This window comes from Saccharopolyspora mangrovi (assembly GCF_035320975.1).
Taxonomy (GTDB): domain Bacteria; phylum Actinomycetota; class Actinomycetes; order Mycobacteriales; family Pseudonocardiaceae; genus Saccharopolyspora; species Saccharopolyspora mangrovi.
Genome location: NZ_JAWLNX010000032.1, coordinates 57,328 through 76,644, shown reverse-complemented (window position 1 = coordinate 76,644; position 19,317 = coordinate 57,328). Strand labels below are relative to the sequence as shown.

At 66.7% G+C, this 19,317-nt stretch carries 18 protein-coding genes and 1 pseudogene; 9 read left to right on the top strand and 10 right to left on the bottom strand.

Features of this window, described 5'->3' with window-relative positions; all coding sequences use genetic code 11:
• Positions 1-11 precede the first annotated feature (11 nt).
• From R4I43_RS30750 to R4I43_RS30740, 3 genes are all read left to right on the top strand, one after another.
• Complete coding sequence (locus R4I43_RS30750; RefSeq protein WP_324269210.1) at positions 12-671, top strand: ArsR/SmtB family transcription factor; 660 nt, start codon at positions 12-14, stop codon at positions 669-671.
• A gap of 334 nt (positions 672-1,005) precedes the next feature.
• Positions 1,006-1,578: a GGDEF domain-containing protein gene (locus R4I43_RS30745; RefSeq protein WP_324269209.1), complete on the top strand. Its 573-nt coding sequence runs from the start codon at positions 1,006-1,008 to the stop codon at positions 1,576-1,578.
• Positions 1,575-1,934 (top strand): WhiB family transcriptional regulator, encoded by a 360-nt coding sequence (locus tag R4I43_RS30740; protein ID WP_324269208.1) that lies wholly within the window; start codon positions 1,575-1,577, stop codon positions 1,932-1,934. Before R4I43_RS30745 ends, R4I43_RS30740 begins: the two co-directional genes overlap by 4 nt.
• Positions 1,935-1,939: 5 nt before the next feature.
• Here the strand turns inward: R4I43_RS30740 and R4I43_RS30735 are convergent, their stop codons facing one another.
• A complete protein-coding gene (locus R4I43_RS30735; protein WP_324269207.1) occupies positions 1,940-2,191 on the bottom strand; it encodes a hypothetical protein in 252 nt (83 codons plus the stop codon).
• A 272-nt stretch (positions 2,192-2,463) separates the two neighbouring features.
• Between R4I43_RS30735 and R4I43_RS30730 the strand changes: the two genes are divergently transcribed.
• A complete protein-coding gene (locus R4I43_RS30730; protein WP_324269206.1) occupies positions 2,464-2,790 on the top strand; it encodes a hypothetical protein in 327 nt (108 codons plus the stop codon).
• 582 nt (positions 2,791-3,372) lie between these two features.
• Here R4I43_RS30730 and R4I43_RS30725 read toward each other — a convergent pair.
• The 5 genes from R4I43_RS30725 to R4I43_RS30705 form a co-directional block, all read right to left on the bottom strand.
• Entirely contained in the window at positions 3,373-4,119 is a 747-nt protein-coding gene (locus R4I43_RS30725; protein ID WP_324269205.1) for an SDR family NAD(P)-dependent oxidoreductase, read from the bottom strand.
• Positions 4,120-4,140: 21 nt separating this feature from the next.
• Positions 4,141-4,941: an SDR family NAD(P)-dependent oxidoreductase gene (locus R4I43_RS30720; protein ID WP_324269204.1), complete on the bottom strand. Its 801-nt coding sequence runs from the start codon at positions 4,939-4,941 to the stop codon at positions 4,141-4,143.
• A 12-nt stretch (positions 4,942-4,953) separates the two neighbouring features.
• Complete coding sequence (locus R4I43_RS30715; protein ID WP_324269203.1) at positions 4,954-6,282, bottom strand: MFS transporter; 1,329 nt, start codon at positions 6,280-6,282, stop codon at positions 4,954-4,956.
• A 98-nt stretch (positions 6,283-6,380) separates the two neighbouring features.
• The gene (locus tag R4I43_RS30710) at positions 6,381-7,259 is read right to left on the bottom strand and encodes a polysaccharide deacetylase family protein (RefSeq protein ID WP_324269202.1); all 879 of its coding nucleotides are present in this window, start codon (positions 7,257-7,259) and stop codon (positions 6,381-6,383) included.
• Between the two features lie 38 nt (positions 7,260-7,297).
• Positions 7,298-8,308, bottom strand: coding sequence for an asparaginase (locus tag R4I43_RS30705; protein WP_324269201.1), 1,011 nt, complete (start codon positions 8,306-8,308; stop codon positions 7,298-7,300).
• Between the two features lie 170 nt (positions 8,309-8,478).
• Here R4I43_RS30705 and R4I43_RS30700 point away from each other — a divergent pair, with 170 nt between their 5' ends.
• On the top strand, positions 8,479-9,534 hold the full coding sequence (locus tag R4I43_RS30700) for a LacI family DNA-binding transcriptional regulator (RefSeq protein WP_324269200.1): 1,056 nt from the start codon (positions 8,479-8,481) through the stop codon (positions 9,532-9,534).
• Here R4I43_RS30700 and R4I43_RS34480 read toward each other — a convergent pair.
• Positions 9,426-9,869 carry a DsbA family oxidoreductase gene (locus R4I43_RS34480; RefSeq protein ID WP_407691341.1) on the bottom strand — a complete coding sequence of 148 codons (444 nt, stop codon included), beginning with the start codon at positions 9,867-9,869 and terminating at the stop codon, positions 9,426-9,428. The two genes, R4I43_RS30700 and R4I43_RS34480, sit on opposite strands and share 109 nt — an antisense overlap.
• Before the next feature lie 794 nt (positions 9,870-10,663).
• A complete protein-coding gene (locus R4I43_RS30695; RefSeq protein ID WP_324269199.1) occupies positions 10,664-11,887 on the bottom strand; it encodes a diguanylate cyclase domain-containing protein in 1,224 nt (407 codons plus the stop codon).
• A 449-nt stretch (positions 11,888-12,336) separates the two neighbouring features.
• Here R4I43_RS30695 and R4I43_RS30690 point away from each other — a divergent pair, with 449 nt between their 5' ends.
• On the top strand, positions 12,337-12,942 hold the full coding sequence (locus tag R4I43_RS30690) for an ABC transporter substrate-binding protein (protein WP_324269198.1): 606 nt from the start codon (positions 12,337-12,339) through the stop codon (positions 12,940-12,942).
• A gap of 95 nt (positions 12,943-13,037) precedes the next feature.
• Here the strand turns inward: R4I43_RS30690 and R4I43_RS30685 are convergent, their stop codons facing one another.
• Complete coding sequence (locus tag R4I43_RS30685) at positions 13,038-13,436, bottom strand: ABC transporter ATP-binding protein (RefSeq protein WP_324269197.1); 399 nt, start codon at positions 13,434-13,436, stop codon at positions 13,038-13,040.
• On the opposite strand from R4I43_RS30685, the pseudogene R4I43_RS30680 reads away from it, so the two are divergent.
• A pseudogene (locus R4I43_RS30680) lies at positions 13,381-13,539 on the top strand (metal ABC transporter permease); the annotation flags it as partial. The gene R4I43_RS30685 and the pseudogene R4I43_RS30680 sit on opposite strands and share 56 nt — an antisense overlap.
• A 550-nt stretch (positions 13,540-14,089) precedes the next feature.
• On the opposite strand, the gene R4I43_RS30675 reads toward R4I43_RS30680, so the two are convergent.
• The gene (locus tag R4I43_RS30675) at positions 14,090-16,372 is read right to left on the bottom strand and encodes an ATP-binding protein (protein WP_324269195.1); all 2,283 of its coding nucleotides are present in this window, start codon (positions 16,370-16,372) and stop codon (positions 14,090-14,092) included.
• Positions 16,373-16,927: 555 nt separating this feature from the next.
• Here R4I43_RS30675 and R4I43_RS30670 point away from each other — a divergent pair.
• Entirely contained in the window at positions 16,928-17,134 is a 207-nt protein-coding gene (locus R4I43_RS30670) for a hypothetical protein (RefSeq protein ID WP_324269194.1), read from the top strand.
• A gap of 509 nt (positions 17,135-17,643) precedes the next feature.
• Complete coding sequence (locus R4I43_RS30665) at positions 17,644-19,302, top strand: DUF885 domain-containing protein (RefSeq protein WP_324269193.1); 1,659 nt, start codon at positions 17,644-17,646, stop codon at positions 19,300-19,302.
• The last annotated feature ends 15 nt before the right edge of the window (positions 19,303-19,317 follow it).

Below are 19,317 nucleotides of genomic sequence, written 5' to 3'. Positions count from 1 at the left end.
TTGGAGGATTGATGGGTGAGCGAGACGCGAAGACGGCCCTGTTCGATCAGTTCGCCCGTGTCGGCAAGGCGCTGGGCAGCGGCAAGCGGTTGGAACTGCTGGATCTGCTCGCGCAGGGTGAGCGCACGGTCGAGGCGTTGGCGCGTGCGGCGGAACTGGGTCTGACCACCGCGTCGGCGCATCTGCAGACGCTCAAGCAGGCCAACCTGGTCACCACTCGCCGGGAGGGCACGAAGGTCCACTACCGGCTGGCCGGCTCTGACGTCGCCGCGCTCTACGCGCTCACGCGCACTGTGGCCAGTGCCCACCTGCCCGATGTGGAAGCGGCCAGCACCGCCTACCTCGGCCCGGACGACGCCGAGTACGTCACCCGCGACGAGCTGCTGCGCCGAGCCGAGAGTGGCGACGTGATCGTGCTCGACGTGCGGCCCCGTGAGGAGTACCAGGCCGGCCACATCCCCGGTGCAGTGTCCGTCCCCGTGGAGGAGCTGGCCGACAAGCTCAGCGATATCCCGGCAGACCAGGAAATCGTCGCCTACTGCCGCGGCGCCTACTGCGTATTCGCGCACGACGCGGTGCGGCTGCTCACCGCGCACGGCCGCACTGCCCGCCGCCTCGCCGACGGAATGCTCGAATGGCGCCTCGCCGAGCTACCGGTGGAAACCACCTGACCAACCATCCACACGGCCACACCCCGCACGGCGTACTGAAACTGAGGCGCGATGACCGCTGACCTGGGACAGGCTCAACGCGCACTGGCAGTCGGTGTATCAGGCCAAGCCAAACATGTACGGGGCCTACCGTCCGGGCCCGCGCGCTACGCAGCCGACATCTCTACGCCCGCCACTTGTCTGTGCATGCCCTCGACCTCTGTCCCGAGGCCCAGTAGAGCTTCCCGAGCCCCGCCCAGCCACGCTGGCGCTCGCGGCCGGCGCTCTGGCGACCGCCACCGGCTGGGCCACCACCACCCGACACCTCCGCCAACGCACCCGCGAACTCCACCACATGCGCCGCGAGTGCCACCACACCCAGCGAGCGCTCGCCGACGCCCAACACGACCACGTCACCGGACTGCTCAACCGCCGAACCTGGGAACACGCGGCGCGCACCGTGTGGCGGCACCTCGATCAGCCCTGGGTGCTGGGGCTGGTGGACATGGACGACTTCAAAACCATCAACGACCGCCACGGCCACCACGCCGGAGACGAAGTCCTACGCGCCACCGCGAACCGACTCCGCGACCAACTCGGGCCACACGCGACCATCGGGCGCTACGGCGGCGACGAACTGGTCTTCCTCACCACTTACCACACCGACGGAGATACCGACCAGCTGCAGGCCAGCCTCGCCAGACCAGTACAAGTCAATGGAATCGGCGCCGTCAGCGTCGGCGCTGCCATCGGCACAGTCACGCCGCCACCAGGCACCGCTCTCGCAGCGGCGCTAGTTGCCGCGGACGCGGCCATGTACGCGGCGAAACGCCACCCCCACACCAACCACCACAAGTCGCCACCCGCGGACCTCATCAACCCACGGTCGCGCAGCGACCTCGAGCTCACGGAGGTGCGGCCGCGATGAAGGAACACTGGAGCGACCACGCAGCCTGCCTCGACACCATGCTCGAGCTCTGGTTCGGCCCCGAAGGCTATGCAGAACCCAAAGACCAAGCACGCTGGCGACAACGACGAGCCGCTGAAGTCTGTGCCACCTGCCCAGTCCGCACCGACTGCCTCGCCGAGGAACTGCTCCGGCCCATCGGGGATCAACACGGGATCCGGGGAGGGCTCACACCACGCGCACGCGAACGCCTCCTAGCACGATGGCGACAAGCCGGCCTCGTACCCGAGTTCCGCCCGCCCGACGAGATCGAGACCGTTCGTCGACTACTCGAGAAGACTGAACCGGGCCCGCACCCAGACATACGCCACGGCTAGCACCTTCAGCCCTGGCAGTCCCGGCTGGAACGGTGCTGGCGTAGACGGTGTGTGGCGCGGCCAGTACCGAAGGCGATGACCAGGCCCCCGGTGAGCAAGAACGCGCGCGGATCAGCCGTGGCGCCCATCAGGATGGTCAGCAGCAACATCATCACCACCGAGATCCGCCAGGGGTCGTCCGGCCGAGCAATAGCCAGGACCACAGCGCCGCCCACCACAATGATGTCGAACGCAACCAACAGACCGATGGCCAGCACAATTCTCCTCGTAGATCTCTCCCGCACGGGTGTGGCTTCAGAGTCTCATCCCGCCGGGCCAACGGAGCGTATGCTCAGCTGCCAGGCTGGCGACCAACGTGAGCAACAGCGGTTGATAGATCCAGTAGTATCAGTATTGAGTGAAATCAAAGGCCCTCGAACGTGATCGCCCGAATGGGCCTGGCGAAACTGCTGCAAACGAAAGTGCCCGCCTGGTGCGTTCGCTCCACTGCCGCGTTCGGATCCCTGATCAAGCTCCTACAGAGTCCCCGGTGCCCCGGGCACTGCGCGAGTTCGTGATTCCCGACGCGCAGGCTCACGACCAACGCGAGCTGGAAACGGCAATGCTTACTGCGTTGACGCGCGGCATGGACCACCTTGTGTTTCACCCACAAGCATGGGACTACCGGGCGGGCGACCTGATCCAGAGCGTCCGCCCCGAACCCCATTCAGTGTCGCTCCAGCTCAATCCGCTGGTCCTTGGCCCGATGCTCGCCGAGCTGCTACCGATGGGCGCCCACCAGGACGACGAGCAGAGCATCGAAGTCGCCGGTACAGCCGGAGCACGGGTGCGGTGTGCAAGTCTGGGCAGCTGTTGATCAGTCTTGTAAGGCGGCGAGAACGGGGGATCCTTCAGCCTATGTCGTGATCTGGAACTCGTGCAGCGCAGTTGCCCAGTGCGCCAGCAGTTCTGCCTTCTCGTGTGGTGTCCGCAGGCTCGGATCGGCGTTGGGAAGTTGGTGCGAGTGTCCTTGGCGGGCGCTCAAGACGATCGTTCGATCGTGGAGTTTCAATGTACAGGGGTGCAGCCGCGTCCAGCCTGCCTCAACAGCCGCGGTGCACCAGGCAGCGGCAGCTTCGGGAGTGACGGAGAAGGGGAGGACGCGTTCCTCGTCGCACGGTGAGACCGACTTCGGAGTCGGCACCAACGGCCCGTAGCGGTGGGTCAGGTCTCGTACCGCTTCCGACAGCGACGGTGCGAAGGACCAGCCGCTCGGGCTTCTCCAGCGCACGCCGCCGCCGGGCCACGTGGTGACCGTGACCCGGCGGGCGGCACTGCGACCGTGCGAGCCGAGCAGCGCTGCCAATGCGCGGGCGCGCCGCTCGGCTGCCCCGGGCCGCAGCGGTGCGATGCGCTCCGGCCATCCGGCCTGCGCACTCCCACAGGTTCCGCACATCGCCTACACCATCACGTCGCCGCTGTTGGGGCCCAACGTTTGACCGGTGTAGAGGTTGCCTCCCGGGTCGGAAGCGAGCAGGACGGCGGTGGGTGCGACCTCCTCGGGAAGTCCGAATCGGCCGAGGGGCAGTTCGGCCTCCTTCGCCTGTTTCCAGTCCGAGCTCAGGCCGTCGATCAACGGTGTGGTGATCGGCCCGGGAGCGATCGCGTTGACCAGCACTCCGCGCGCGGAGACTTCCCTGGCCAGTGCTTTGGTGAATCCGATGACGCCGGCCTTGGCGGCGCTGTAGTGGGTGAGTCCTGATCCGCCCTTCTGGCCCAGCTGCGAGGCGATGTTGATGATCCGGCCGCCACCGGCGTGGAGCATGTGCGGGACCACTGCGCGGCAGGTGAGGAAAACGGAGGTGAGGTCGACATCGATCATGCGTTGCCAGGTCGCCAGGTCCATGTCGACCAGCGGCATTTCGGTGAGGATCCCGGCGCAGTTGACCAGGACGTCGATCCGTCCGGCGTGTTCGATCTCGGTGTCGATCAGCGCCTGCACCGCGTCGGGGGCGGTGAGGTCGAGCGCGTGCCGCATGCCGATGAGATCAGTCGCCGTATGTTCCAGCCGGTCCGCGTCGAGGTCGGCTAGCGCGAGGGTGGCGCCGGCTTGGGCGAAAGCGGTGGCGATCGCTGCGCCGATTCCGCTGGCGGCGCCGGTGATCAGGCAGTGGAGTCCAGCCAGCGATCCGGTGGAGGTGGTCATCGCGGTCTTCCCTTTCGCGGGTCAGTCGGGGAAGCGGACGGTGAGTCCGCCGTCGACGATCACTTGTTGGCCGGTGATGTAGGAGGCGTCGTCGGAGGTGAGGAATCGGATCGTCCGCGCCACCTCGTCGGCACGGCCGACGCGCCCGGTCGGGATGCTCCGCCCGGCCTTGGCGAGCCCGTCGGGCCCGAGCGAGTTGTCCGCGTCGAGCGATTGCGGTGTTTCGATGAGTCCGGGGATTACCGCGTTGGCGCGGATTCCGCGCGGTGCCAATTCCACGCTCACCGAGCGGATCAGGCCCAGCACACCGGATTTGGCTGCCGCATAGTGGGCGTGGTCGCCCCAGCCGTAGACACCACCGGCGATCGAGGACACGGCGACCATCGCGCCCCCTTCGCCCATCTTCTCCGCTGCGGAGCGCACCAGTCGAAGAACTCCGGTGAGATCGACGCTGAGCATGTCGTCCCAGCGCTCGTCGGTCATCTCGGAGATCGGGGCCCGTCGCAAGATGCCGGCGTTGGCGACGGCGATGTCGAGCCTGCCGAATTCGCCGATCGCCGTCTCGACGAGCGTTCGCACCGCCGCCGGATCGCTGACGTCCGCGGGGATGGCGAGCGCACGGCCTCCCGCGGATTCGACATCGGCGACCGCGGCGGTGGGGTCGTGCGGATCTCCCGGGTGATAGCCGAGGATGCTGGTGACGCCGGCACGGGCATAGGCCAGCGCGAGGGCACGACCGATCCCGCTCGCGCCACCGGTGATCACCGCGACCTTGCCAGCGAGGCCGTCATCCCGAGCGGTCAGATTCGAGACGGAGCTCATTGTGGATTCTCCTCAGTTCGTGGTCGCGGTGGGTGTGGCCGACTCCTGGGTCGACTCCTGGTTGACCTTGCGGGTGCCGAGCATCGCGATGCTGGAGCCGATCAGACCCAGCGAGCCGGCGCAGAAGGCCGCGAACGTCATCGAGTACCCCGTGCCGACGAGGGCAGAGAGCACCGCGGAGCCGACGATTGCGCCGACCGGGCCCATGATGTGGGCGGTGTTGGGGCCGATGCCGCGGACGTGGGCGGGGAATGACTCGCCCATGTAGAACAGCAGCGCGGCGTAGGGGCCGGTGAGGAAGAACAAGCCCACGGCGTAGAGCGGGATGACGGCGGCGACCGGACCGAACAGCATCACCGTCATCACCACGCCACCGATCAGCCAACCGATGATGATCGTGATGCGTCGTCCGATGCGGTCACCGAGGTAGCCGTGGAAGAGGTAACCGGTGAATCCCGCGGCGTTGGCCAAGATCAGCACCAGCAAGGCGTTGTCGAACGACACGCCCTTGGCTTCGGTGAGCACGGTCGTGCCCAGCACGGAGAAGACCTGGATGGCCATCCAGTTCAGCAACCACGCTGTCGACAGGCAGAAGGTGTGCATGCGCAATCCTGGTGCGAAGACATCGCGCACTGTGCCTGCGCGCTCGTCCTCGATGCCCGCCGCGGCCGCCACCTGGTCGGCCTCCTCCGAGCGCCCCTCACGGCGGAGTTTGCGCACGTGCCGCATGTTCACGAAGACCGGTGATTCGGGCAGTCGCCAGGCCAGCAGAACGATCACGATCGCCGGGAACGTCGCGAACAGGAACACGCCGCGCCAGCCGATCGCGGGGAGGAATGCCGCGGTGAGCGCAGCACCGAGCAACGCTCCCACCGGCCATCCACTTTGGACGAAGCTGTACATGAAGCCCCGCTTGCCCTTGCGGCCGTAGACCTCGTTGAGGTAGACGCTGTTCACGACTTCTTCGGAGTAGCCGAGACCGGAGAACGACCGGACCAGGACCATGGCGATCTTGCCGCCCGCGATCGAGCTGACCCCGGAGGTCAGGGCGGCACCGGCGGTGGTGATCATCAGGGCGGGTTTGCGACCCAGGCGGTCGAGCATAGGGCCGACCGCGAGCGAGACGATGAATGTTCCAGCGGTGACCCAGGTGGCCACTGCGGTGCTCTCGGCCGAGCTCCATCCGAAGTCGATGGCGATCTCGGGGAGCAGAGTCCCGAACAGCGTGTGGTCGAAGACGCTGAACACCCAGGCCAAGAAGCAGACCAGCGAAACTCTGCGGATCATTCGGGCGTTCAGCGGTGCGCCGCCAGGCGGCAGGACGTCGGGTTTTTCGGACATGGCAGGACTCCGTGTGTGGGGAGGCGGCGGATGGCGGGAGCCGCGGTGTGCGAGAGAGCCGTGGAGGCGACGGGGCGCCGTCGCCTCCACGGGCGGATTCAGCCGCGCGGGCTGCGTCGGAGGAAGTCGTCGGCGATCTCGTCGAAGGTGACCCAGCGGACGCCTTCGTGGCCTCCGATGTAGTCGATGAGCCGCTCGTGCATGAGCAGGTTCTGCGGGCGCCCGGAGACGTCCGGGTGCACGGTCATCGTGAACACCGCGTACTCGGATTCCCGGTAGACCCAGTCGAACTGGTCCCGCCACATGACTTCGAGATCACGCGGGCTGACGAAGCCGTGGCTGTTCGGGCTGGCCTTGACGAACATCATCGGGGGCAGGTCGTCGAGGTACCAGGAGGCCGGGATTTCGACCAGGCTCGTCTCGTGCCCGCGTGCGAGTGGCTTCATCCACGTCTCAGCCGGCTCGTCGTAGTCGATCTTGGACCAGGAATCGCCGACCCGGACGTAGTACGGCTCGAAGTCCCGGTGCATGAGCGAGTGGTCGTACTTGATGCCGCGCTCGAGCAGCAGCTCGTTGGTCACCGGGGAGAACTCCCACCACGGTGCGACGTAGCCGGTGGGGCGACGGCCTGCCCGTTTCTCGATCAGGTCGATGCAGTAGTCCAGGATGTCGGATTCCTGCTCGCGGCTCATCGCGATTGGGTTCTCGTGGCTGTAGCCGTGGACGCCGATCTCGTGACCAGCCTGCACACATGCGTCGAACTGCTCCGGGAAGGTCTCGATGGAGTGCCCCGGCCAGAACCAGGTCGTGGGAAGGCCGGTGCGGCGGAACAGCTCCAGCATTCGCGGGACGGCGACCTCGCCTGCGAACAGGCCACGCGAGATGTCGCACGGCGAATCTTCGCCTCCGTAGGAGCCGAGCCAGCCGCCGACCGCATCGACATCGACCCCGTACGCCACCAGGATTTCCTTGGCCATGACGCTCACTTTCCCTTCCGTTCGTGATCGGACTGCGTTCAGCTGCTCGTGGCCGCTGGGGACACCACGCGGGCATCGCGCAGCCAGGTCAGACAGCGCCGCGCGACTTGATCGGGCTGCTGCTCGCCCGAGAGCGCGGCGGCCAGCAGCAGGCGGGCCTGCCAAGGTGAGAGGTCGCCGGCGAACACCGCGCCTGCCGCCGCAAGATCGGCACTGCCTCCGGCGTAGAGACCGGCGACCGGACCCGCACCGGTGCGACTCGTGATCAGCACGGGAATGCCATCCGACAGCAGTCGCAGGCAGACCTGCGTGGTCTCGGGCGTGGTGTTGCCGGAGCCGAAGCCGGCCACCACCAGCCCGCGCATGCCGTTGGCGACCGCGTGGTGCAGCGAGGAGGTGTCCGCGCCGAGGTACTGCCCGGCGATGTCCACTCTCGGGAGATCGGTGGTGCCAGGTGGCAGCAGCGGTACGCGGGGCGCGACCCCCTGCACGCGCACGCCCGCCTCGTCGACGTGACCGATCGGTGATCGGCCCGGCGCGGAGAACGCCTGGAGCGCGAGGGTGTGAGTTTTGCGCACACCTACGGCTGGCAGGACCTCGTTGCCGAAGACGACGGTGACGCCGGTTTCCTGGGCTTGCGGCTCCGCCGCCCAGCGCAGCGCCGCGGCGAGATTGCGCGGGCCGTCCGGCGCGGGGTCGTCGAACGGGCGCTGCGCGCCGGTGAGCACCACTGGTTGCGGACCAGCGTGTGCCAGCGCGAGCAGGAACGCCGTCTCCTCGAGGGAGTCGGTTCCATGCGTCACCACCACCCCGTCGGCGCCGGTCGCTGCGGCCTGAACGGCCTCCACCAGCGCGAGCACATCGGGGATCGTCGCGGCGAAGCTGGTGACGCCGGTCAGGTCCCGGGTGTCGATGTCGACCTCGGTGAGAGCCCAGACGTCCTTCGCGGCTCCGAGTAGCTCGGCGGCCCCGACTTCGACCCGGCGGCCGTTCGGGGTGCTGCGGGTGGCGATGGTGCCACCTGTACCGAGCAGGGCGAGATGTTGCACAGTTCCTCCGCTCTAACGATTGCGCTAACGATTGCGTAGGATGATGCGTGTGACCCAGGGCGCAGTCAAGAGGGAAATGGAGCCGTAACAGAGCCGACCCGGAGTCGCTCGGTAGTCGATGGGCAACAATGACGTTGAACGGCGTCATTGCGAAGGAGAGCGGGACGACAGTGAGTGATGGGATGGCCGACTTCGGGGTGCCGGACCCGAGCCGGTCGGAGGGAAGTCTCTCCCGGCCCCCGACGCTCGCCGACATCGCTGAGGCCGCTGGGGTGCACGCCACCACTGTCTCCCGGGCCATTCGCGGCGGGGAGGGGGTCGGCCGCAAGACCGCCGAGCGCGTCCGCGCGGTGGCCAGGGAGCTGGGATACCTCCCGAACCCGGCCGCGGCAAGCCTGCGCACCGGTAGGTCGAACATGCTCGGCGTGGTCGTGCCGCGACTGACCGACATCGTGCTGGCCACGATCTACGAAGGCATCGAAAGCGGCTCCGCGGCCGCCAGCTACCAGACCGTCGTCGCCAACAGCGGCGATGACCTCGACACCCAGCGGATACGGGTCGAGACCTTGCTCGCCGCCAGGGTAGGGGGATTGATCCTCGGGGACGCACGCAGCGATTCGGGCTTGGTCCACGAACTGATCGACCGCGGGAGCAACGTCGTGCTCACCTCCCGGCGATTGCCTGGAGTCCTCTCGGTCACCTGCGACGACCGGCTCGGCGGCAGGCTGGCGGCCGAGCACCTCCTCGAGCTCGGGCATCGCGATCTCGCCGTGATCGCCGGCGAGCCCTACGCCTCTACCGGGGTCGAGCGAACCCGGGGGTTCCAGGACGTCTGCGCGGAGCAGGGCGTCGACCTCCCGGAAGCGCACGTTCTGGAATCGCGGTTCGACGTGCGCGGAGGCAGGGAAGCCGCCGAGATCCTCCTGCGACTCGATCCGCGACCGACCGCGCTGTTCGCCGTCAACGACTTCGCCGCGATCGGCGCACTGGGTGCGATCCGGGATGCGGGCCTGCGCGCGGGAGATGACGTGGCGGTGGTCGGTTTCAACGATGTTCCGCTGGCGGCCGAACTCGCAGTGCCGCTGAGCTCGGTGCGTTCTCCCATGTGGGAGATGGGTTACGAAGCCGCACGCACCCTCATCCGCCTCATCAACGGCGAGGAGTGCGAATCTCTTTCCCTCGCACCGCAACTCAAGGCCCGCGCATCGAGCCTGGGGACGCGTTGAGGCTTAGGAAGCTGCGGCGGCATCGAGGGCGCGGGTGATGACGCCGGGAGTGGCGACGCCATTGAGGGCTGGTCACCGATGAAAAGCGTGGGCACTGCCTGGATTCCGAGGTCGTACGAGTGTTGGAGTTCGCGGGCGTGCCGGTCGGCGTACCGGGACGCGTCGAGCGCTTGATCGTACTTTGCCGGGTCGAGCCCTACTTCGGTGGCCAAGTCCCGCAACACCGTCCGGTCGCCGAGATCGGCGTTCTCGCGGAAGAATGCGGTGAGCATCCGCCGGTAGTAGGCAGCGCCGACGCCGTTGTCCTCGGCGTAGTAGGAGCCGCGGAAAGCCATGTCGGTGTAGGGCTGTGGTGAGACCGTTGACGAGTAGAAGGCAGTGGTGCCGATGACGTCTTGGTCCAGCTGACCAAGAAACACCGGCCCATTGGCCGTTGGTCACAGGAAATGCGCGAGCCCCGCGTGCGACCCAACTCAATGCTTGCGCGCTCATACGTTGCTCCTTAATGTCGGCCGTGCTGCCGGCTGGAGGCCGTCCGGTGGCTTCACAGCACGAACGATCTGGGAGCGGTGGCTGATGAAGTTCGCCAACCGGAGAGGCCGAGCGATCCTCGTGGAGGGGACGACTGGTCTCGACGTCGAGATGGCAAGCGGTGGGCCTCGTACTGCAAGCCGCCGGTGTCCATCGCCTCCAACCGGGAGCGGAAGACGTCGATGCCCGGGTCGTCCCGGCACACCTCGGTGGTCCCGAACAGGCTGGTGATGAGCCGGTCGATGCCCTGCCCGGACGACGCGCCCAGGTCGATGTCCGGATCACCTCGGTAGACCGCGATCCGACCAGATGTGCTCCGTCGGGGAAGGCTCGACGCAACTCGTGCGACACGTGTAGCGCCAGCCGCGACTTCCCCATGCCACCGAATCCCGTCAGGGGCACGAGCCGTGAATCGGACAGCGCCCGTTTCACGTCCGCCATCTCCTGGCGGCGGCCCACGAAGCTCGTCAGTTCCTGGGGCAGACCGCTGGCTTTCTGGCGGACACCCTGCGTCATTGGTCGCCGCTCTTTATCCAGAACCGCACCCCTATCCTAGAACGGGTTCACGGGGTGCCGGGTAGCCCTCCTTACACCCTCGTCAGCGGAGGTCCGGACGAGTATCCACGCGGTTCCGGGCAGGTCTATCGAGCCTGTGGGTGGGCAATTCGGAGCAGCGACAGTGTGCGCAGTGGTGAGGTACGTTGTCAGTGGTGCGCATGTTCTGGTCGGCGTTGTGGAGGAGCGCTTCCGGTCGGGTGGTGAAGTCTTCCGTGATGGCCAGGCCAACGCTCGCGTGGACCGTCATCCGCCATTGATCGATTTCAACTTCAATCTTCAACCGTTCGACGATGTGATCGCGGAAGCGTTGTGCTGATCGGACATCGGCGGTTCGACGGACAAGTGCGAACTCATCACCGCCAATGCGGGCCACCGTATCGCCGGGGTGGGCGGCGTCCAGCAGCGCACCGGCAGCAGCCAGAATGACTTGATCGCCTGCCGAGTGGCCGTGGGTGTCATTGACTCGTTTCAATGCGTCAAGATCGATGACAAGGACCGATACGACGCCGGGCCGTCCGTGGAGCTGACCGAGTTCGTATCGCAGGCGATCGCCGAGCAGAGTGCGGTTTGCCAAGCCGGTCAATGGATCATGCGTGGCGAGATGCATCAGGTGAGTGTCGGAGAAGGCATGATCGTCGAGGCTCTCGCAGTAGCTGACCAGGTAGGCCGGTAGGCCGTCGGTTCCGGAGATGACACTTGATCTGATCAGTACCCAGACGGCGTGCCCGCTCCTGTGCCGATAGCGTTGCTTCCGGGCCACGGCGTCCTCCCCGGCGCTGCACAAATCTGTTGCGATGGCATCATCGGATCCTGCATCGTCGGCGTAAACGATGTCGCTGTATCGCAGTGACAGCATCTCATCCCTGGTGTAGCCGAGTAGTTTGCACCACGCGTTGTTGACGTCGATCCAGCGTCTGTCCAAGTCCAGCAGAGCGACCGCGATGGGTGCGTGGGTGAAGGCCCGTTCCCGCAGTGAGGTGGAAGCTTGCGGTTCCTGTCGCCTCTTCCTCACGTTGCGGCTGCCTTGGCGTTCTGGCGTGCGCTTCGCTGCTCCAGCACGGTGGCCAGGCTGGCACGACAGGTTCGGATGATCTGTCTCGTTGCTGGAGTCCCGGGTGGCCGTTGGCAACGGGAACAGGTCACAGAGACGGACCCGCTCAATTCGTCCACCGCGACGATCGCCTCGGCCTCGCAACTGCGGCACCAACGATGCCCGGTGACGACGATGACGTGTGATGGCGATCCAATGCACGCATGCGCCCATCGGCGGTGAAAGTGGCAGGTGAGGCGTTCGTGCGGGGAGAGATTCTCGTGGTCTTCCGCGGCGTCTTCTCCGGCGGGAGTGTCGGCGAGCTGGCGATCGCGAAGGTGACCGTAGCGGGCCTTTACTGTCGACACATTTGCGGGGGCGGGCTGAATCGGCCGTAGAAGCCCTCCAGGTGGCTGTCCAGGGACGTCCGACCGTTCTGTGCTGTCTTGCAGGATCACGACATCCTCCTCGGGCTGCCTTGGGTAGCTTGCTTCAAGCCTCCTATTCGGCACCAAGCCCCACGTCGATAGGAATGCGTAGTCCGATACGTATCTCTCAGTGCCTGCACTGTTAGACGCCCAGGGCGTGTGCCCCGAAATGAGCGCTCCGGACGTGGATTGTGGGCCCCATGTGGCTGAAGTGACGATCGTGTAAAAGGTCTTAATGGAGGGGCCAGCCTCTCGGTGATCGACCTGGCGAACAGCCGCGCGATCGACGACCGCACCGTCGAGTTCCGGCTCAAGCGGCCCTACGCCGAGTTCCCCAACGCGCTGGCGACGCTCGGGGCCTACATCATCCCCGAGGGCACCACCGACTTCAGCAAGCCGATCGGCTCGGGGCCGTTCAAGTACAAGTCCTTCGAGCCGGGACGAGCCTTCCTGGGTGAGCGCAACCCCGGCTACTTCGACGGCGCACCGCTGCTCGACGAGTTGGAGATCGTGGTCACCAATGACGAGGCGGCGCGGGTCAACGCGTTGCTGGGCAAGCAGGTCGAGTACGCCAACGACCTCACCCTCACCAGCGCCCGCACCTACGAGGCAAGTGGTCAGATACGGGTGTTGCGCCTGCCGCTGAGCAACTTCCACGGGTTGGCGATGAGGATGCCTCCACCGGGCTCAAGGAGGCCGCGCTGGCCATCAGCGACCAGGCGCGCAAGATCGGGCTCAACCTCAACGTGCGGCTGGGCAACAAGGACACCTACTGGTCCGACATCGCCAAGAACAGCGTTCTGGCCAGCTACCGCTCGGGCGGGTTGCCGCTGGACTCCCACTTCTCGCAGCGACTGCTGACCACGCCGGCCGCTGCCCGCCGTTGAGGCAGCGGCCGGTCTGCTGCCGATGGTGCGTCGCGCTGATCCCGCGCGGCTCGTTGGCGTCGCGGTGGATCACAGCGGTGACCAGACCTCGTTGACGGTCGCCGGGGTGAGGACGTCTTCGGGGTGGCCGGTGGCGCGGACGCGGCCGCGGTGCAGCAGGACGCAGTGATCGGCTCGGCGGGCTTCGGTCAGGTCGTGGGACACCTGGAAAACTGTGCGGCCGAGCCGGGCCTCGGCGCGAACGGCGTCGGTGACGAGGGTGCGGGCCTTCGGGCCCGCGCCCGCGTCGGGCTCGTCGAGCAGCAGCAGCTCGACGAGCTGGGCCAGGCCCTGGGCCACAAGGACGCGCTGGCGCTGACCGCCCGACAACTCGCTCAGACGGAGAGGGGCCAGCGCGCCGTCTCCCGGCAGCGCGCTGGCCGGAACCTGGGTCGTGCTGCGCGGAATGGCCTTCTCGACCGATGCCATGTCGCACGGCATGCTGCCGGGCGTGGCGATCGCCTCGGTGCTGGGCGCCGCTGCGAGTGCTGCGGCGATGGCGGCCGGAGTATCGGCGCTGGACCGGTCGCGGTGTCCAGGTTGGTGGGTTCTGGGTGTCGGGAGTTAATTAGTGGTTGGTGTTGTGGCGAGTGGGTGGGGTTCGCTTGTGAGTGTGGCGAGTGCGGTGGCGATTTCGGTGATGCCGGCTTGGGTGTAGGTGGTGGTTCCGGTGTTGCTGTTGAGGGTGGTGTGGCCTGCGTAGGCGCGGGCGATGGCGTAGCCGTGGTCGCGTTCGACGACCCAGGTGAGGGGTGGTGTGGCGTAGCCAGTGGGTGCTGATGCCTTGGGTGTGGACCCAGGGGAGGTGTGTGCCGATGCGGGTCCAGAGGTGGTCGTAGCGACGTGTGGTGACGGGTGCCCCGGTGCGGTAGCGCAGGATTTGGTCGGTGGGTTTGGTGGCGCCGCGTTGCTGGGAGTGGTCGCGTAGGTCGGTCATGAGGGTGGGGGAGACGGTATGCCATCGAACGGTCTCGCCCTTCTCATGGAGGCGCATGAGGCATTGCTCGGGGTCGAGGTCGCGCAGCGTGGTTGTGCTGTACACGCGTTCGGTGCCCGGCCTCCGCCGCGCCGCGCGCACGTGCTCAGGATTCCAGACGGCCACGAGTAACTGGGAGAGGTCCGGCGCTGGCCCCTGAATGGCCCCGCGGTCCTGCGCGCAAGTCGCCGTGTTCGGCCATCCAGGCCGCGATCTGGGTTCGGCTGGTGAATCCCAGCTTCGTGAGGATGTTCTCGACGTGGGCTTCTGCCGTTCTGCGGGAGATGACCAGCCGGGCGGCAATTTCTCGGTTGGTCACGCCCACGGCGACGAGTTCGGCGACCTCGCGCTCCCTTCTGGTCAGTTTCGACTCGGCCGAAACCTCGGGGGCTGAGCGTCCGGTTCGTGTGGAATCTTCGATGAGGAACCGGGGTGTTTCGCGTTGCAGTCTGCGGGCGCCTTCGGCGATCTGCTCGTCGTAGGCATTGGCGCCGAGCGCGGCCCGAGCCCGATCCCGTCGCTCGTCGCTCCATCGGAGCCAGGTCTTGTACCCGGACAGCCGAGCTCCGAGGCGTTTCCACAGTGCATCGGCCGCGCCGAAAAGGATGGCGGCGTGCTGAGGTGCATTCTGCTCGACAGCTACCCATGCGAGCAGTTCGATGCAGTAGGGCATGCCCAGCTGGTCGTTCAACTCGATCTTCTGGCGGAGGGTTTCGCGCGCCGTGTCGAGCGTTTCCTCGAGGTGCCCGGCCATCCAGTGCGTGAGAGCCTGGTGGTAGCCGCTCCAGGACAGTGCCCACAGCTCCCCATGGGGAGCGCACAGCTGGCGGCATTCCTCAACGAGCGCCGCTGCCCTATCGAGGTCCTGCATCATCACGGCGGCCAATCCGCGCATGGCGCATCCGATCAGCGATATGGCTGTCTCCTCGTGCAGGCGCCGGTGACTCTCCCACGCCGAGTCCAGCAGCGGTACGGCACCGGCAGGATCCTGGTCGAAGATCTTCGCCAGGCCTAGTATCTGTTCCGCGTACGCTGCCGACTGGGGGTCGCCGACGGTTTTGGCGACAGCGGCGCTCTCGTTGAGCAGTTCGACGCCCGCAGTGTTGTCACCTTGCAGAATCGTCGCCCACCCGCCGACCATCAACGCTCGGGCACGTTCGTGGCTCGGTTCGGTGTCGGCGGCGAGAAGGCGATCCAGCCAATGCCGTCCGTCTCGTATGAAGCCGCAAGCCAGCCAGTAGAACCAGAGTGCGGCGCCCATGCGCAGGCCTGTGCGAGTCTCGCTCGGCCAGCTGAGGCAGAACTCGAGCGCCGCGAAGAGGTTGGCTCGTTCGGCGGCGAGCCGTTTGACCCACTGCAATTGGTGCGGACTCCACGACTCCCGGTCGCATCGGTTGGCCAAGGCCAGGTAGTAGTCGCGGTGCCGGCGCCGGAGCCTTGTTTCGGCGCCGCACTCGGCAAGGCGCTCGAGCCCGAAGTGGCGGATGGTCTCCAACATCCTGTACCGCGCCGTCTGACCGGTCTCGGTTTTCGTCAAGACCGACTTGTCCAGCAGCCCGGCAATGCCGTCCAGCACGTCACCACTGGCAACAGCGTCGCCGGCGCATACGAACTCGGCCGCGGCCAGGTCGAACTCGCCCGGGAACACCGAGCATCGAGCCCACACGATCCGCTCCAGCTCCGAGCACAGGTCGAAACTCCATGTGATGGCCGCCTGCAGGGTCTGATGCCGCTGTAGTACGCGACTGCTCTCCCCGGTCAACAACCAGAAACGATCCTCAAGTCGGGCGAGGATCTGCACCGGAGACAACACGCGCACGTGCACCGCCGCAAGCTCGATGGCGAGGGGAAGACCGTCCAGCCGGGCGCATAGCCGGACCACAGCCTGCTGGTTCTCCGGAGTCAGAGTGAAGTCGGGAGCGACGGCCGAGGCGCGCTCCTGGAAGAGCGCCAGAGCCTCGTACTGGCTGGCGGGTTGCTGCGGCAACCTACCGTCGTCCTCTGGCACCGACAGGGGCGGCACCGGCCAGACATGTTCACCTGGTGCCTTGAGTGGTTCCCGGCTCGTGGCGAGTACGCGGAGATCGGGTGCGGAGGCCAGTAGGTGGGAAACGATCAGCGCGCACGCCTCCCGCAGGTGCTCGCAGTTGTCGACCACGATCAGGAGCTTCTTGCCAGACAGGTAGTCGATCAGCGCGGACTCCGCGGTGCGCGCTGACTGGTCGTGCAGGTCGAGCGCGGCAGTGATCGAGTGGACGATCAGGCCCGGATCCTGGATCTTGTCCAACTCGACGAGGGTGACACCGTCGGGGAACGCGCGTTGCACGATCCTTGCCACGCGCAACGCCAACCGCGACTTGCCGACACCTCCTGCACCGGTGAGGGTCACGAGTCGTGAGCGTCCGAGGGCTCGCCTGATCTCTGTTGTCGCGTACCGACGACCCACGAAGCTCGTGACCGGGCTTGGGAGAGCTACGATGCTATCGCGCTTCGCTGTTGCCATGACGCCACATCCATCCTGACCTCACCAGCCTACTCTGCGGACCGCACGATGCTCGGCGACGCTGAAAAGCTGCGTGCGTGACCATTACGCCAGGTCATCAGGGCGGCCACGCCGCGGCCCAGCCAGGCGTCACGACGTCTACGTCCGCGAGGTCGTGACGCCCTTGCCCAGGCTGCCCGGCCGCTAGTTCGGGGGGACGCGGGTGCCCGGTGCGGCCGGGTGCTCCACTTGATCAGAGTGGACGCTGACCGGCGGGGTGTCGAGGAGTTGCGAAGCCGGCGATGCCAACCGGGCCGGACCCCGACGGGGTGAACGACGTCGCGCGGCCACCGCCCCTTGCCATCATTATCAAATGATGGATTAACAAACTTCTGTGGCCCGACCAGGAAGATTCACTGACGAGCAGCTGCTGGCCGCGGCGCACAGAGCTTGCTCACGTGCATGATCGTCGAATCCCCGCCCGGGGTGCTGTGCGTGACGGTGTGCCCGCAATGCCGGGACTCCCGCCGCATGCGCGCCTGGAGCGGGCCTGCCTGCGCCACGCGAGTCGGTGAGCACTGCGCCCACCTCGGCATCACTCGCGGCGACATGACCCTGGCCCGCGCCCGCGAGGGCCTCGACCGGTACTACTACTGGCTACCGGACTAAGCGAGCCTCTTCCCCGGTACCCGATCACGCGGTATCGGCGGTCGCCACACGTGTCCCAAATATCTGGTTCCGTACCGCGCATAACTACGCTCCCGGGCCAGAACTCGCGGGCACGCCGTTCGACGGTCAGCCCCGTGAGCTCCACCAGGGAATCGTCGTCGATCCGCGGCCCGGGTAGCTGGACATTTCGCGGTGTGAGCAACGTTTTGGGTGCTGACCAGCGCGGATTCTGCTGTGGGTAGTGCTGCCGATCAGTGGGTTTGCCGGAATGGGGCAATGACGGAGCTGCCATGGATGCGGAGCCGGACGCAGAACGAGTAGCACGAGCTGGTCCTGGCAATGGGGCTGAAGTCGTATCAGCGGCTGGGATACTGGAAGAAACGCCGACCGTGATCGTCGATCACGGGCCGTGCTGGGCTGGGGCTGGGCGAGGAAGTAGTGATCCGGCTGGCGTGATCGAGAAGAAAACTCCATGTCGGCCACACTGCTGATCGAGTATCAACACTCACATGACCACCGTGACTGAGCTCGCCGACGAGATGCTCGCCCTGCTGCACCACGAGAGTCCCTTGACGGCTTCGTTGCTCGGAATCCGAGAATATGACCACAGGTTGCCTGATCTCAGCGCACAGACCGATCTTGCACACAGGGCCCGCGCCGAGTCCCTCGCCCAGAGTGCGACCAGCCTCGATCGACTCGAAGAACAAGACGCCGTGACCCGAGCTGTCGTGGTGCAGCAGGCGATGGCTCTGGTGGCACGGGTGGACGCCAAACTGATCGAGCACACGCTCGCGTTTCAGCTGACCGCGCCCGCCGGATCGCTGCTGCACGGGCTTGCCCTGCTGCGACCTGCGGGAGACGATGCGGAACGCGCCTATCTGACCAGGTTGGCCACGATTCCCAGCTATCTCGCGGACGCCGCGGAGCGTCACCGTGCGGGTATGGCGTCGGGTCGGCTTCCGCTCGCGTACCTGGGGCGCGCCGCCGTCGCCGCTCTCGACCAGTATCTCGCCAACCCGGAGCATGATCCTCTTCGCGAACCGGCGTTGAGCGACTCGCGGGCCACCGAGCGCGACAAGCTCCTGGAAGACGTAGTCCGTCCGGCATTCGCCCGATACCGCGACGTGGTCGACACCGAGGTCGTGCCGCACGGACGGCCAGCGGAGAAGCCGGGCCTGTGTTGGTTGCCGGACGGGGAGACGGTGTACGCGGCACTGTCTCGGGAACATACGACTACGGAACGCACGCCGGAGGACCTTCACCAGACAGGCTTGGACCTCATCGAGAAGCTCGCCCGAGAGTACGTCGAGATCGGTTCACGGGTCTTCGGTGCCACAACCGTCGGCGAGGTGCACGACAGGCTCCGCACGGACCCAGCATTGCGGTGGCGCAGCCCAGAGGAAGTCCTGGCCACCGCTCGCGAGACGGTCGAGCGCGCCGAGCGAGTGGCCCCGGGCTGGTTCGGACGGCTGCCCGCCGGGCGTTGCGTCGTGGAACCCGTTCCGGACAACGAGGCGCCCAACGTGTCGGCCTACTACAACCGACCCGCCCTGGATGGTTCCCGTCCGGGAACGTACTTCGCCAACACCTACAGGGCCCAGGAGCGTGATCGGTTCACCGCGGAGGCGGTGGCGTTCCACGAGGCCGTGCCGGGGCACCACTTCCAGTTGGCGCTCGCGCAGGAGATCGACGGGCTGCCGTTGCTTCGCAGCCTTGCGGGAATCACCGCCTATGTCGAGGGGTGGGCGCTGTATGCCGAGCGGCTTGCCGATGAGATGGGGCTGTACTCCGGCGACCTCGCGAGGTTGGGCATGCTCGCGGAGGATTCCCTGCGTGCCGCCAGGCTCGTCGTCGACACCGGGCTGCACGCACGAGGCTGGAGCCGCCGGCAAGCGGTCGACTTCCTGCGTACGCACACCCTGCTGTCCGAAGCAGACGTGCAGGTCGAGACCGACCGCTACATCGAGTGGCCTGGCCAAGCGTTGTCGTACATGGTGGGGCGCCTGGAAATCCAGCGCCTGCGAGCCGTGGCCGAGCGCGAACTCGGCACTGGGCTCGAACTCAAGGCATTCCACGATCTCGTTCTCACCAACGGCCCGTTGCCGATGACCGTGCTGGCCGAGGTCGTCGACAACTGGATCAACGTGGGGCGTGATCAACGCCGCTGACGCGCCAGGCGCCCC

Bases quoted from the DNA above. Each gene is read 5' to 3' on its own strand.
- R4I43_RS30745 (WP_324269209.1), top strand. From the start codon at position 1,006: ATGCGCCGCGAGTGCCACCACACCCAGCGAGCGCTCGCCGACGCCCAA.
- R4I43_RS30685 (WP_324269197.1), bottom strand. From the start codon at position 13,436: ATGGCATCGGTCGAGAAGGCCATTCCGCGCAGCACGACCCAGGTTCCG.
- R4I43_RS30740 (WP_324269208.1), top strand. From the start codon at position 1,575: ATGAAGGAACACTGGAGCGACCACGCAGCCTGCCTCGACACCATGCTC.
- R4I43_RS30715 (WP_324269203.1), bottom strand. From the start codon at position 6,282: ATGTCCGAAAAACCCGACGTCCTGCCGCCTGGCGGCGCACCGCTGAAC.
- R4I43_RS30670 (WP_324269194.1), top strand. From the start codon at position 16,928: ATGATCGTCGAATCCCCGCCCGGGGTGCTGTGCGTGACGGTGTGCCCG.
- R4I43_RS30725 (WP_324269205.1), bottom strand. From the start codon at position 4,119: ATGACCACCTCCACCGGATCGCTGGCTGGACTCCACTGCCTGATCACC.
- R4I43_RS30695 (WP_324269199.1), bottom strand. From the start codon at position 11,887: ATGGGCGCATGCGTGCATTGGATCGCCATCACACGTCATCGTCGTCAC.
- R4I43_RS30720 (WP_324269204.1), bottom strand. From the start codon at position 4,941: ATGAGCTCCGTCTCGAATCTGACCGCTCGGGATGACGGCCTCGCTGGC.
- R4I43_RS34480 (WP_407691341.1), bottom strand. From the start codon at position 9,869: ATGGCTTTCCGCGGCTCCTACTACGCCGAGGACAACGGCGTCGGCGCT.
- R4I43_RS30750 (WP_324269210.1), top strand. From the start codon at position 12: ATGGGTGAGCGAGACGCGAAGACGGCCCTGTTCGATCAGTTCGCCCGT.
- R4I43_RS30710 (WP_324269202.1), bottom strand. From the start codon at position 7,259: ATGGCCAAGGAAATCCTGGTGGCGTACGGGGTCGATGTCGATGCGGTC.
- R4I43_RS30665 (WP_324269193.1), top strand. From the start codon at position 17,644: ATGACCACCGTGACTGAGCTCGCCGACGAGATGCTCGCCCTGCTGCAC.